Raw genomic sequence first — 13,225 nt, 5'->3', positions numbered from 1 at the left:
GAAGCATGATTCAGCATCATTCACTTCAGGAGCTGAACGTACCACCATTGGATTTAGAATCTGCATTTTTCATTTGTTCAGGGTATCCGTAAGTACCGTGCTCACTGATATCCAGACCCATTGTTTCTTCTTCTTCAGTAACACGGATGCCCATGATCGCTTTCATTCCGCCCAGAATAATGAAGGACATTACCAGTACGAAGGCAAAAGCACCTGCCAGACCGAGAAGCTGTACGCCCAATTGGTGGAATCCACCGCCATAGAACAGACCCGCTTGACCTACACCCGCATTCTCGGCAAGTTCAGGAGTAGCGAACAAGCCCGTGGAGATCGCACCCCACATACCAGCAATACCATGCACGGAGAAAGCGTAGATTGGATCGTCAATTCCTTTACGATCGAAGTACTGTGCTGTGAAGAATGTGATGATACCCGCCAAAGCACCGATAACCAGAGCTGCCCAAGGTTCAACGAATGCACATGCTCCTGTAATCGCAACGAGTGCCGCAAGCACACCGTTTAACATGCTAGGAATATCGGACTTACCAAGTACTGCCCATGAGATCAACAGCGCAGCAACACCACCAGCTGCTGCAGCTACGTTAGTAGTTAATGCAACATAACCGAAGAATCCATCCCCCATGGCAGACAATGTACTACCTGGGTTGAACCCGAACCAACCGATCCAGAGGATAATAACCCCGAGTACGGAATACACTTGGTTGTGACCTGGAATGATGTTGGGTTTGCCGTCTTTGTTATATTTACCAATACGTGGTTTCAACAAGATGGTAGCTACCAATGCTGCAGTTGCACCAGTCAAGTGAACAACCGTCGATCCTGCAAAGTCTTGCATACCCAGCTCAGCCAACCAGCCGCCGCCCCATACCCAGTGAGCAACAACCGGATACATGATAATGGTATAAAGAGTACCGAATACAATATATACGCTCATCTTTGCACGTTCAGCCATACCACCGCAGGCAATGGCCAGAGATACCGCCGCAAAAGCGAGGTGGAATACGAATTTAATAGTCAGTGGAACATCGGAGAAAGCCAGTGATTCGAAGGAAGCAGCCATCTTGTCACCACTCAGGAAGAATCCTGTTGTTCCAAAGAAGCTGTTACCATTACCGAAACCAAGACCGAAGCCCAAAGCCCAGAAGGCAATTACTGAAATTCCCAATGTCAGGATGGTCTTACCCGCAATGTGTCCTGCATTCTTCATTCGTGTTGAACCCGCTTCGAGTAAAGCAAATCCCCCTTGCATCAAGAACACGAGTACAACAGCCAAAAACGTAAAGGCTGAGTTCAAACCACTTTGAAGTTCAATGTTAGTCGGGCCCTCCGCAGCCGCAAATGCGCTGACCGGAAAAGCGAACAAAGTAAGCATTACTAACACGGAAACCAACCATTTCTTTCTCATATACCCCACTCCCTCTTATGTTAAGTTTCTTCACATAACGTGAAACTCTTAATGTCATTATAAGCAGAAGAGAGGAAAGTTGACAAGAGTATTTTCATCAAAACTGAAAATTATTTCTGGGAATAAAGTCATACGTCTTTTTCTTGCACTTAAGTACATAATCACATTCTATGAGTACATAGATATAGAAATGCAGTATGCTGATTGCCAAAGCATAACGTTTGACTGTACGGTTAAAGATCATGTATCATACTTATTAGTAAGAAAAATTGGGCGTAGTCTAGAAATTCACAAGTGGAAACTACAATTCCCTACATTTGAACTTGCAAGCGAGGTGAATATCATTGGGGATATGAAACTTTTTCGGATTGGCGAACTTGCCAAGACCGCTGGTGTTAGTGAACGGACGATTGATTATTACACAAAGCTTGGACTAATCTCTCCCGAAGAACGTACACAAAAAAATTATCGTCTCTATAGTAATGAAACTTTAACGAGGCTTGAACGTATTGTACAGATGAAACAAGAGAAGTATAGTCTCGACGAGATTAAGCAATCTCTTGAGAAGTGGCGTCTGGTTAGTACAGAAGAACAAGTTGCCAGCAAATTGACAACGTTGGAGCTTCATGTACAACAACTTGAGCGAGAGGTTAACGAACTCAAACCGCTACTTGGAGAGATGAAACCTGTACAAGCACGTAAAATGATGGCAGGACTCCTCACCAAAAGTGCCGGTACAATGGAGGCACTAAAAATCTTGCTTGAGAACACCATGATGTAGCTTATTCTTAGAAAGCGGAGGAATGAATATGAGTTTTAATAACGGTATGTTCGTATTGATCATTATCGCCTTTTTGCTCTCTTTATGGGCGCAATTTCGCGTTAAAGGTACGTTTAGACGTTGGTCGGAGGTACCGAACCAGAACGGAATGACTGGTTACGATGCCGCTCGCCAGATGCTTGATGCTAACGGCCTGCATGATGTTCCAATTGAACCTGTACGTGGTACACTCTCTGATCACTATGATCCGATTAATCGGGTTGTACGTTTATCGGAACCAGTATATTATGAAAACTCAATCTCAGCTGTTTCGGTAGCGTGTCATGAAGTTGGCCACGCCATTCAGCATAAAGAAAGTTATCCGATGCTGGCACTACGTCACCGGATCTTCCCAATTGTGAACTTTGCATCCGGATTAGCTCCATTCCTGTTGATTGCAGGATTCATCTTCAATGCCATGAACCTTGTAGGTATCGGTATCATCTTCTTCTCCGTAACTGTAGCATTCCAACTCATCACTTTACCGGTTGAGTTCAATGCAAGTAACCGTGCTAGAGAGATTATGGTATCCGAAGGGTACATCCGTAATGAAGAAGAAAAAGGGGTTGCAAAAGTTCTGAATGCCGCAGCCTTGACTTACGTTGCTGCAGCGTTGATTTCGCTGCTTGAGTTGATTCGTTACATCGGAATCTTCAACAGCCGCGATTAATTGGATACTTAATACAACAAAAAACAAAAAACAATACCCCACCGTTAATCGGATGGGGTATTGTTTTGTTGTAAACCGAAATAATCAAGCAAGAATGAACGAAAGGACTGAGCAACCAGCGGCAGTTTATCATGCGCACGATGAATTAACCCGATAGTTCGCGTTACTTTTGGATGGGAGATAGCCACATGTGCCGGTTGCAACGGATTCGTCTGGAATAACGCCATCTCAGGCAGCAGACTGACCCCCATGCCCGCAGCGACCAATCCGCGGATGGTGTCGGTCTCTTCCCCTTCAAAAGCGATCTTGGGTGTAAAACCAGCTTCCAGACAGGCATGCCACACAATAGGACGAAGAGAATAACCTTTGCTAAACAGTACAAATTTATCATCCTTGAGTTGTTCAAGTGCAATTGTCTCTTCACCAGCTAACGGGTGATTAGGAGGAAGGATGGCATGTAATTCTTCCGTGAGTACTATATCTCCATCCACTTGATCATGCTTCTCTGGAAAAGGAGAAATAAATGCCAAGTCTACCTCTCCGGATAACACATCACGAATCAGTGTAGGGAACATCCCCTGCTTGAATCTGAATTTCACGTTGGGGTAACGCTGACGGAAAGCTGCCACCACGGAAGGAATGAGATGTATCCCCAGGCTATGCGGAAATCCAATTCGAATCTCTCCATGCTCCGGGTCCAGAAACTCATGAACTTCCCCGACTGCCTTGTCCAAATCTTTCAAGATACCTTCAATTCGTTTGCAAAAAAGCTGCCCTACTGCAGTCAACTGCAGATTTCGCCCCTTTTGCATAAAAAGGTCCACGCCCAGTTCTTCTTCCAGCTGATGAATCTGACGACTCACCGCCGACTGTGCCACATGCAACTCTTCAGCAGCCTGTGTTACATGTTCCTTCTGTGCCACTTTCAAAAAGTAATGCAACTGTCTTAATTCCACTCGCCTGATCGCTCCAATCTGTTATACCCTACTTATCCTTGATTGCATTCCATCTTGAGAACGTTCTGACTACCGCTTTAAGCTACGGGGTTTCCACAATCTGATCAACAGTCCGTAAATAAAGAACCCACCCAACAATCCGCCAAGGTGAGCCATCCAGTTGATGCCCGACATGGCAAAGGAGAATATGATCCCGAATAAAAGCAATGTGTACATCGTTTTGCGCGAAGCCTCGTCCATCATCGTTCGCTGGAACAGCGCTACATACAGGAATGCACCATAGACGGCATAGATCGCTCCTGAAGCACCTACCGAGATGGTAATACTCCCAACCGAGTTGTACCACGCTACAGCAAGAATATTACCCAATACACCGCCACCCAGGTACAATACACCATACCTTACCGACCCGAGCAACCGCTCCATCGGTGGAGCAAATACAATTAACGCAAAGCTGTTAAACAATAAATGACCGAAGCCCGCATGCAGGAACATGGATGTAATGTAACGCCACCATTCATGCGCGAACAGTTCATGATTCGTAAGTGCCCCGAATTTCAGCAGCACCATATTGTTCGTTGATCCACCGTTCACCGTTAACACAATAAACATGACTACATTGGCAATTAAAAAAAGCGACGTCAAAGGGAAATACTTCAAATAACCTTTCCAGTTCTCATAGCGAATAAATATCATAAATTTCTTCTTTCACTCCACCCTGTTCAGATCGGACTTACATCTCTGATCCATCGTAATGGTACATGTCCGAATTGGACAATGCCTTTCATAAAAGATTATAATGGATTTTGGCACGGATCACCAATTTATAAGGAGGAACATTATTATGACACAAGAACGTACAGGCGCAGCCACATTTAAAGGCAACCCTATTACATTGATCGGACCCGAACTGAAAGTGGGCGATCAAGCACCTGATTTTACACTGAGCAAGAACCTGGTTGAAGATGCTTCTCTGAAAGACTTCGCAGGCAAAATCAAATTAATCAGCGTTGTTCCTTCCCTGGATACTGGCGTATGCGATGCGCAAACTCGTCGTTTCAACGTGGAAGCTGGAGAACTCGGAGACAATGTTGTTGTCTTGACAGTAAGCGTTGACCTTCCGTTCGCTCAGGCCCGTTGGTGTGGAGCAGCTGGTGTTGACCGCGTAGTTACATTGTCAGACTACAAAACACGTTCTTTCGGTGAAGACTACGGCGTTCTGATCAAAGAATTCCAACTCGACATGCGCTCCATTTTTGTTCTGGATGCCGAAGACCGGATTACATATGTGGAGTATCTGCCTGAAATGACAGACTCCCCTAACTTCGAACAAGCGATTGCAGCTGTAAAAGCTTTGCTGTAGAAGTAATCATACGTTCAGAACAAAAGCGAGGAAGGTTAACCTTCTCTCGCTTTTTGTTATTTATCATCTATTTCAATCATTTGCTTTATACTTGCTTAGCTTTTTATCCAGTACAGAGAATAAGTTCATGATCGTGCGATAGTTAGAGCCCAAGTCTCCAAGTGAACCACGGGAAGCTGAATACATATCCACTGCACTACGAACAGGACTTACCGAGATAATGGAAACTGTAATGTCCATCGTCCGTCCAAAGGTAGTCCGCTTCTCCAGAATAACTTCTCCAACAGAAGGCACTTCGTGCAGTACTTTATAACCCGGAATCTTTTTGAGTGTCGAAGAGACCTCTTCCCAGGCTCTGTCTTTGGATAAGTTATAATACCGTGTTTTTAATTTGGGATCCTTGGCTCGATCGCTGGTCCCCTCCATGCTGCGGATGATACCGACGAGCGTTCTCTTTAAGGTCAAGACCCTTCCTCCTTTGATAGTAACCGTTCCATTTATGTATCTTAGTGTAACATTGTTCAAGTAGTAACAAAAGGGCAAGCATCATATTTATCATAAAACCAATCAAAAACATTCATCACAACTTAAAAACACCCTGAAATTCCTTCTGAAGAGGAAAAGTCAGGGTGCTGTACATAAAATTTAGGAACCCGCCTATGCCGTCCGGCTACATTGTCTTATGAACCTGCTTGGCAGGTGGGTGACCGCAAAAATGCTTTTTGAAGTCCCCATGTCGTATAGACAGGGCTTTTCAGCAACATTCTGTGTTGATCTCCCGAAGACATCATCATTGGTTCAAAACAACGAATAACCGAAACGTACATCGCAGGATGTACAATTATTATATCCCTAACTGTGTAAAAAGTAAATGGCGATCCATCATGTTTTATTTGTGCAATGTAATGTTTTTGTCGTCTGATGGCTCAGATGTTTCACCATTCTCTGCTGATTGTTCAGCCAGCGCAGCAGCTTCCTCTTCTTCCTTCTTGAGTTGCATCTTCTCCATCTGCTCCTGCATCTTGTTGAAGGTTGCGTAGAAGTTAAAGAAAGCGAACCAAGCAATGATGCTGATAATGAAGAAAACGAACAAAACCGGATAACGGAAACCGATGTAGAACAGCAATCCACTTCCCAGCAATGTGGAAAATACACGGAATGGTCTGATCAGCGTAAGCAATACCGCGTTTTTGATAATGAGTCCGATGGACATATGATAATGTACAACCATCGAGAAAAAGTTAAAGAGTGATACAAATAACAAGAGAAGCAGTACTAACATGATGATTCCTACGAGCTGCATATTGCGGAACTGCGTCATGTACACGGTATAATCCAGATACATAATCGCGAACAGCAGTGTGTAAAAAATGCCCCCAATTAAACTTTGCTTGTAGTTTTCCTTGTAACCTACAAAGAAAGTACGGAAGATCGGTACATCCGTATCGCCCATATTCCATTTACGAACAACCGTAAACAGCGCCGAAGTCGCCGGGAACAGTGTAAGCGGTGCCACAATAGCTATAGCCCAGTTCATTTGCAATGATTCATTTGCGAGGTTCTGCTGCATCACGAGCAGTTTCATAATCAAGAAAAACAAGAACGGAGACGAACAAATAGCCCACAACAGATTGGTTGCGGCCAGTCTCGTAATCCACTCTGTAAGCCGGTAGATCCCACCCATAGCTCCTTTAAATTCCAAACATTTCTCCTCCTCTGCAGCCTTGCGTATTACCTGAAGTCTAATATTAATATACCTTATTATATATAGGAAAAGCCAGCACTTCCCGAAAACAGATCGTCATTACCCTTAGCTAGCGCTTCTGACCGCTTCTGATAGTAAAATAAAATGATGCAGTCACTTTGAAAATAAAAAAATGGAGCAGTTGCCCGCTCCATTTTTCAGATCATACGTTTATATTACTCGAATGAAGAATCTTTCGCTGGACGACGTCCTTCGTTGCTGCTTGGACGCGGTTTGCGGTCACGGTTGTAACCACCTTCTCTGCTTCCACCGCCAGTGCTGCTGCCGCTGTTACGATCACGGTTGTAACCGCCGCGTCCGCCACCACTGCTGTTGCGATCGCGGTTGTAACCACCACCACTGCCGCCGCTACCACTTGTGCGGTTACCGCTGTAACCTGATGGTTTACGTCCGCCAGAGCGAACATCCGGTTTACGACGTTTTGCACGGATTGGATCTTCAGGAGTCAGATCAACTTGAGCATCTTTCTTGTCACCTGTCAGGAGCTTCAGTGCAGCCGACAACAGTTGAACAGAATCATACTGCTCAAGCATTTGAATCGCGATACCTTTGTATTCGTTCAGTTCGCCTGATTGTACGATTTCCAGCAAGCGCTCTGCTGTCAAACGTTGTTTACCTTCAACCGCTTCTGCCATTGTTGGCAGTGGTTTACGTGGAATACGGTGACGTGTTACACGCTCGATGAAGTGCAAGTGATCAATCTCACGCGGTGTAACGAAGGACCAAGCAGCACCCTCTTTACCCGCACGACCTGTACGACCGATACGGTGAACATAACTCTCCGGATCTTGCGGAAGGTCAAAGTTAACAACGTGGGTTACGCCAGATACGTCGAGACCACGTGCAGCTACGTCTGTTGCAACGAGTACGTCAATGCTGCCGTCACGGAACTTACGCATTACCGCATCACGTTGATTCTGGGACAAGTCACCATGAAGACCGTCTGCAGAATATCCACGTTTTTGCAAAGCTTCAGCCAATTCGTCAACACGACGTTTTGTACGTCCGAATACGATCGCCAGTTCAGGAGATTCCATATCCAACAAACGGCTCAATGCTTCGAATTTTTGACGCTCAGGTACTTCGATATAGGATTGGTCAATCAATGGTGCACTAACATGTTTCGGAATCACAGAAATGTGTTCAGGATTGTTCAAGAATTGTTGTGCCAATTTTTGAATGTTAGGAGGCATTGTTGCTGAGAACAGCATGGTTTGGCGCTCGTCTGGAACTTGTTTCAGGATGGATTGGATATCCTCCATGAAACCCATGTCAAGCATTTCATCTGCTTCATCCAGTACAACAGTTTGTACATCATCTAGTTTGATTGTTTTGCGGTTGATGTGGTCAAGGAGACGTCCAGGTGTACCAATGATGATTTGTGGTTTTCTTTTCAGTGCACGGATTTGACGCACGATATCTTGTCCGCCGTAGATTGGCAGGGAGCGAAGACCTTTGAAGCGAGTAAGTTTTTCGATCTCTTCAGCAACTTGAATTGCAAGTTCACGTGTAGGTGCCATAATAAGGGCGCGGATTTTCTCGTCACTTTTTGAGATTTTGCTGATCAACGGAATACCGAATGCAGCTGTTTTACCCGTACCTGTTTGAGCTTGACCAATCAAATCTCTGCCTTCGAGTGCCAAAGGAATCGCTTTGGATTGGATCGGTGTTGCTTCTTCAAACCCGAGCTCAGTGATGGCTTGCAGCACCAGTGGTTCAAGATTGAAATCTGTAAAGTTTAAATTTGTCAAAATTATTCATGCTCCTTTTATATGGTGGACATGGTGGACAATCCACTTTGTTGTCTGTATTCTTAAGTAGCGTTAATATTTATAGGGTATCCCAACGGGACGAATTATTTTCACTAACGAATATAATTCCATGAATGGGTCCCCAACATAAGACTAAAACTACATACATGTGTTTGAAACATTTCAAAATTTTATTGCTCCATTTAGGAAAAGTTTCCTACTCAAGAATATCCACAAATTATTATATCACAAAACAATTCAAGATTACCAGCAATCTGGTTTTAAATATAAATGAGGTGATTAAATTGCCCAAAATAATTTGGCACTCTTTAGTGATCATTTTGGGTGCTGCAGCTATTGCCTGCGGCTTTAACTGGTTTTTGGTCCCCCATCAGCTTTTAAGCGGCGGGGTGTCCGGTATTTCAATGCTTCTGGGTTATTTTACAACGTTGAATCTTAGTATAATGTATTTTGTTCTTAACATTCCCCTGCTCATTGCAGGTTGGTTTATTCTTGGACGACGCTTCATTACATTAAGTATTCTTTCGGTAGCAGCCACTTCCTGGTTCATTGCGCTTCTGCCTGTTTTTGCTGTGGCTACAGACCCTTTACTTAGTTCTGTATTTGGCGGTGTCCTTATTGGAATGGGCACAGGCGTTTCCTTCCGAGTCGGCGGCTCCACAGGAGGACTCGACATTGTTGGGTCCATTTTCACGCGAAAACGAGACTTTCCGATTGGTACAGTGATGGCAGGCATGAACGGTACCATCATTATGCTAGCAGGATACCTGAGTGACAATTGGAACACAGCCTTGGCCTCGATGGTATCCATCTACATTACAGGCAAAGTGCTCGATCTGATCCATATCAGTCACGTCAAAGTAACACTGTACATCATTACTAACGAAACCGAAGCCATGTTAAAAAAATTACTTATTCGGCCTCGTGGAGTTACCAAAATTAAGACTCAGGGAGCATACACGGATATTGAAAAGGACATGCTCATGACCGTAACCACCCGCTATGAGTTGGTTGAAATTAAACGTATTATCAAGGATACAGATCCAAACGCTTTTGTTAACATTGTGGAAACGGTTGGTGTTATGGGCTCATTCCGCAGAAGTTGAGACACCTGTACGGTTAACAATTCACAACATTGTGGTATAATAACGGTGTACGGCTCCTAAATATGTTGTATAGCAGGTTCAACCCTTCAATTTCACAGGCCATATGCTTTCCCGAATCGCGCCGAATGACTTACCATTTTGGAATTCGAGTAGGAGAGGGTGATTATTGTGGATATGGAAACGGTAAAACTGTTTGAGATTGTCAACAGATGGTGCCCGGAAATGCTCCCTTTCTTGAAACCGAATGAACTCGACTCACTGATTGTCCTCCGGGATGGGCTGGGCATCCTGGAACAGGGAGACGCAATGGAAATCATTCAGTACAGTATTTGTGAGCATCAAAATGAGATTTACATTCAATAATTTTTTCAGATTGATCACGCCGCTTCTTGCAGGGGATTTCCTCAGCAGGAAGCGGTTTTCATTTTTTCCATGTGTTTCATTACTTGATTAATATGGTTAAAAGCCCAGAGGCTTTAATGTATAATTCATACATGGAATGCACACATAAGGGAGTGGAAATGAATGAACATGTTTTGGGCTTTACTGGCTATGGCCTTTGGAGGCTTTGGTGTTGCTCCGGCAGTGGCAGATCAGGGAAATCCTCAATTCCAATCGTTAACCAACAGTTTTAACACCGCAATTATCCAATCTCAAAAAGATCAGGTTGTTATCGATGCCGATAATCCACCTGCTAAAACAGACCCTCAACCTGATGCCCCCGTCGTCAAAGGTATCTATGTAACGGCATACAGTGCCGGCGGCGCACGCATGAAAGAATTGCTGGAGCTGACAGACAGTACAGAACTGAATGCCATGGTCATTGATATCAAAGACGATCTCGGATACATAACTTATCCCACAGAAAACAAAGCGCTTCAGAAAATGGGTAAATCCCAACCTTTTATTCGGGATATCGATGCCTTGATGAAACGATTGCAAAAACATGAGGTCTACCCGATTGCACGTGTCGTTGTATTCAAAGACACAATTCTTGCGAAGAAGAATCCGGAGCTTTCTTTCCGCAACAAGGATGGATCGGTTTGGGCGAATGGCAAAGGCGACAGCTTCGTGAATCCATACAGCAAGGAAGTATGGGACTATAATATCGAAATCGCCAAGGAAGCGGCCAAACTTGGATTCAAAGAGATTCAATTTGACTACGTTCGTTTCCCGGAAGGTTTCGAAACTCGTGCTGATGTACTCAAATACACCAAATCTGACAAGTCCCGGGTCGATGTTGTAGCTGAATTCGTGCAATATGCACGCAAAGAGCTGGCACCGTTAGGTGTGCGTGTCTCGGTTGATATTTTCGGTTATGCAGCTTCCGTACCTGCGGCTGAAGGCATTGGACAGGATTTTGTTAAAATATCCGAAAATGTGGACGTGATCTCACCGATGGTATACCCTAGTCACTATTCAACTGGCTGGTACGGGGTCAAGGACCCTGACAAAGATCCTTACACAACCATCAAGGGTTCAATGGAAGATACACATAAGAAACTGGACCCTACCAAAGAGCTCAAACCTGTCATTCGTCCGTGGATTCAGGACTTCACAGCAAGTTGGCTGGGAAGTGGGCATTATATCAAGTATGGCAAGAAACAAGTGGAAGATCAGATCAGAGCGATGAAGGACATGGATGTACATGAATATCTGCTCTGGAATGCGTCCAACCGATATTCCTCAGGTGTACAATATAAGTAATCCGCACTCTTTCATACTTCTCATTTCATCCAACCTCGTTCTGCTTGAAGCGGAGCGAGGTTTTTTGGTGTTCATTTTTCTCGGAGTGCCTCTCCTCTGTATCTGTCCCTATCCAAAACGGACAAAATCCACTACAATGTATAGCTGTCCAGACATGACACTTGGATGACATCTCTTTAGAATAGCGAGGCACTGCCAGTGAACATGAACACAACAAGTTTTTCCCAAAAAGTGAAGCAATTCCTGATTATATTTTTGCCCATCTTCACCACTCAAATCGCCCTCTCTGCCATGTCGTTCTTTGACACCAATATGTCAGGCAAGTTTTCTCCGGCCGACCTTGCAGGAGTTGCGATTGGCACAAGTCTATGGATGCCCGTTCAAACTGGACTAAGCGGGATTTTGATCGGTATTACACCTGTCGTTTCCCATCTGTTAGGTTCCAAACGTAATGATCAGATCGGGTATAACGTCATCCAGGCGCTGTATCTTGGAATTGCTGTCAGTCTCGTCGTGATCGGAGCCGGGGCGTTGTTACTTGGCCCTATACTGAACGGAATGCCTTTGGAACCTCGGGTTGCCCAAGTCGCCTTCTATTTTCTGTGCGCACTTGCTTTTGGCATTATCCCACTCTTCGGATATACGGTGCTGCGCAGCTTCATGGATGCACTTGGCCAGACACGGACTACGATGTTCATTACGTTGGTCTCCCTGCCCGTTAACATCTTACTGAATTATCTGCTGATATTCGGCCGCTGGGGTTTCCCCCAATTGGGCGGTGTTGGTGCCGGTGTGGCTACAGCATGTACATACTGGCTGATCTTTCTTATTAGTCTCTTTTTTGTCCATCGGGTCGAACCTTTCGCCCAGTATGGCATTTTCCGTCAATGGACCCGTGTCTCATTGTCCAAATGGAAAGAGTTACTCAAGATTGGAGTGCCCATCGGATTTGCGACTTTTTTCGAAACGTCCATCTTTGCTGCTGTGACTTTAATGATGAGCCGTTTCGATACCACAACAATTGCTGCACACCAAGCGGCGCTGAATTTCGCTTCTACGCTCTACATGCTGCCTGTGAGTATATGTATGGCTCTTACGATCCTTGTGGGCTTCGAGGCAGGTGCCGGGCGTCTGAGAGACGCCAAACAATACAGCCTGCTCGGAATAGGTGGGGCCATTGGGCTATCACTGCTGACAGCGATCGTGTTGATTGTGTTCGGCGAACAGATTGCAGGCGTGTATTCAAACGATCGAGAGGTCATTGCACTTACGCAGCATTTCCTCATCTACGCCATTTTCTTTCAGATCTCAGATGCGATTGCTACACCAACCCAAGGAGCACTACGTGGCTACAAAGATGTTAACCCGGCATTGATCATTACGTTTGTAGCGTATTGGATTATTGGGTTGCCTGTAGGTTATCTAACTGCTACGTATACTTCACTCGGTGCCTTCGGATACTGGATCGGCCTTATTGCCGGCCTTGCTGTAGGAGCAACAGCGCTTCTCTGGAGACTCTTTCGGGTACAAAAACAAGCCGCACTCCGCAAGGCGTAACATTGATATACTCACTCCGTGAAACAACAAAAAGAGCACAATCCACGTTAAAGCGGGATTGTGCTCTTTGCGTATGAATCGAA

13 protein-coding genes and 1 other RNA gene are annotated in these 13,225 nt (G+C 44.9%); 7 read left to right on the top strand and 7 right to left on the bottom strand.

What is annotated here, in order from left to right:
• Positions 1–25: 25 nt before the first annotated feature.
• The gene (locus AC4E8D_RS10705) at positions 26–1,426 is read right to left on the bottom strand and encodes an ammonium transporter (protein WP_221823363.1); all 1,401 of its coding nucleotides are present in this window, start codon (positions 1,424–1,426) and stop codon (positions 26–28) included.
• A gap of 352 nt (positions 1,427–1,778) precedes the next feature.
• Between AC4E8D_RS10705 and AC4E8D_RS10700 the strand changes: the two genes are divergently transcribed.
• Together AC4E8D_RS10700 and AC4E8D_RS10695 are read left to right on the top strand one after the other, a co-directional pair.
• Positions 1,779–2,207 carry a MerR family transcriptional regulator gene (locus AC4E8D_RS10700; RefSeq protein ID WP_076209500.1) on the top strand — a complete coding sequence of 143 codons (429 nt, stop codon included), beginning with the start codon at positions 1,779–1,781 and terminating at the stop codon, positions 2,205–2,207.
• A 28-nt stretch (positions 2,208–2,235) separates the two neighbouring features.
• Positions 2,236–2,916 carry a zinc metallopeptidase gene (locus AC4E8D_RS10695; RefSeq protein WP_036609646.1) on the top strand — a complete coding sequence of 227 codons (681 nt, stop codon included), beginning with the start codon at positions 2,236–2,238 and terminating at the stop codon, positions 2,914–2,916.
• A gap of 44 nt (positions 2,917–2,960) precedes the next feature.
• On the opposite strand, the gene gltC is transcribed toward AC4E8D_RS10695, so the two are convergent.
• Both gltC and AC4E8D_RS10685 read right to left on the bottom strand, forming a co-directional pair.
• Positions 2,961–3,872, bottom strand: coding sequence for a glutamate biosynthesis transcriptional regulator GltC (gene gltC, locus AC4E8D_RS10690; protein ID WP_036609648.1), 912 nt, complete (start codon positions 3,870–3,872; stop codon positions 2,961–2,963).
• A 69-nt stretch (positions 3,873–3,941) separates the two neighbouring features.
• Complete coding sequence (locus tag AC4E8D_RS10685; RefSeq protein ID WP_036670140.1) at positions 3,942–4,568, bottom strand: rhomboid family intramembrane serine protease; 627 nt, start codon at positions 4,566–4,568, stop codon at positions 3,942–3,944.
• 148 nt (positions 4,569–4,716) lie between these two features.
• Here AC4E8D_RS10685 and tpx point away from each other — a divergent pair, with 148 nt between their 5' ends.
• A complete protein-coding gene (gene tpx / locus AC4E8D_RS10680; protein WP_036609653.1) occupies positions 4,717–5,235 on the top strand; it encodes a thiol peroxidase in 519 nt (172 codons plus the stop codon).
• A 72-nt stretch (positions 5,236–5,307) separates the two neighbouring features.
• On the opposite strand, the gene AC4E8D_RS10675 is transcribed toward tpx, so the two are convergent.
• From AC4E8D_RS10675 to cshA, 4 genes are all read right to left on the bottom strand, one after another.
• Positions 5,308–5,700: a DUF1499 domain-containing protein gene (locus tag AC4E8D_RS10675; RefSeq protein WP_017689382.1), complete on the bottom strand. Its 393-nt coding sequence runs from the start codon at positions 5,698–5,700 to the stop codon at positions 5,308–5,310.
• 181 nt (positions 5,701–5,881) lie between these two features.
• Positions 5,882–6,073: non-coding RNA, 6S RNA (ssrS, locus tag AC4E8D_RS10670), on the bottom strand.
• A 51-nt stretch (positions 6,074–6,124) separates the two neighbouring features.
• Positions 6,125–6,937: a YesL family protein gene (locus tag AC4E8D_RS10665; RefSeq protein WP_221823361.1), complete on the bottom strand. Its 813-nt coding sequence runs from the start codon at positions 6,935–6,937 to the stop codon at positions 6,125–6,127.
• A gap of 218 nt (positions 6,938–7,155) precedes the next feature.
• Positions 7,156–8,751: a degradosome RNA helicase CshA gene (gene cshA, locus AC4E8D_RS10660; RefSeq protein ID WP_076209022.1), complete on the bottom strand. Its 1,596-nt coding sequence runs from the start codon at positions 8,749–8,751 to the stop codon at positions 7,156–7,158.
• Between the two features lie 305 nt (positions 8,752–9,056).
• Here cshA and AC4E8D_RS10655 point away from each other — a divergent pair, with 305 nt between their 5' ends.
• The 4 genes from AC4E8D_RS10655 (at position 9,057) to AC4E8D_RS10640 (ending at position 13,142) form a co-directional block, all read left to right on the top strand.
• Positions 9,057–9,878 (top strand): YitT family protein, encoded by an 822-nt coding sequence (locus AC4E8D_RS10655; protein WP_221823359.1) that lies wholly within the window; start codon positions 9,057–9,059, stop codon positions 9,876–9,878.
• Positions 9,879–10,052: 174 nt separating this feature from the next.
• Positions 10,053–10,241 (top strand): hypothetical protein, encoded by a 189-nt coding sequence (locus tag AC4E8D_RS10650; protein ID WP_029880762.1) that lies wholly within the window; start codon positions 10,053–10,055, stop codon positions 10,239–10,241.
• Positions 10,242–10,403: 162 nt separating this feature from the next.
• On the top strand, positions 10,404–11,585 hold the full coding sequence (locus AC4E8D_RS10645; protein ID WP_221823357.1) for a putative glycoside hydrolase: 1,182 nt from the start codon (positions 10,404–10,406) through the stop codon (positions 11,583–11,585).
• Positions 11,586–11,789: 204 nt separating this feature from the next.
• Positions 11,790–13,142 carry an MATE family efflux transporter gene (locus AC4E8D_RS10640; RefSeq protein WP_221823542.1) on the top strand — a complete coding sequence of 451 codons (1,353 nt, stop codon included), beginning with the start codon at positions 11,790–11,792 and terminating at the stop codon, positions 13,140–13,142.
• The last annotated feature ends 83 nt before the right edge of the window (positions 13,143–13,225 follow it).

Source organism: Paenibacillus sp. SRL342, assembly GCF_984798905.1.
Note: the sequence above shows the minus strand (reverse complement) of the source record. Positions and strands in the feature narration are given on the sequence as shown.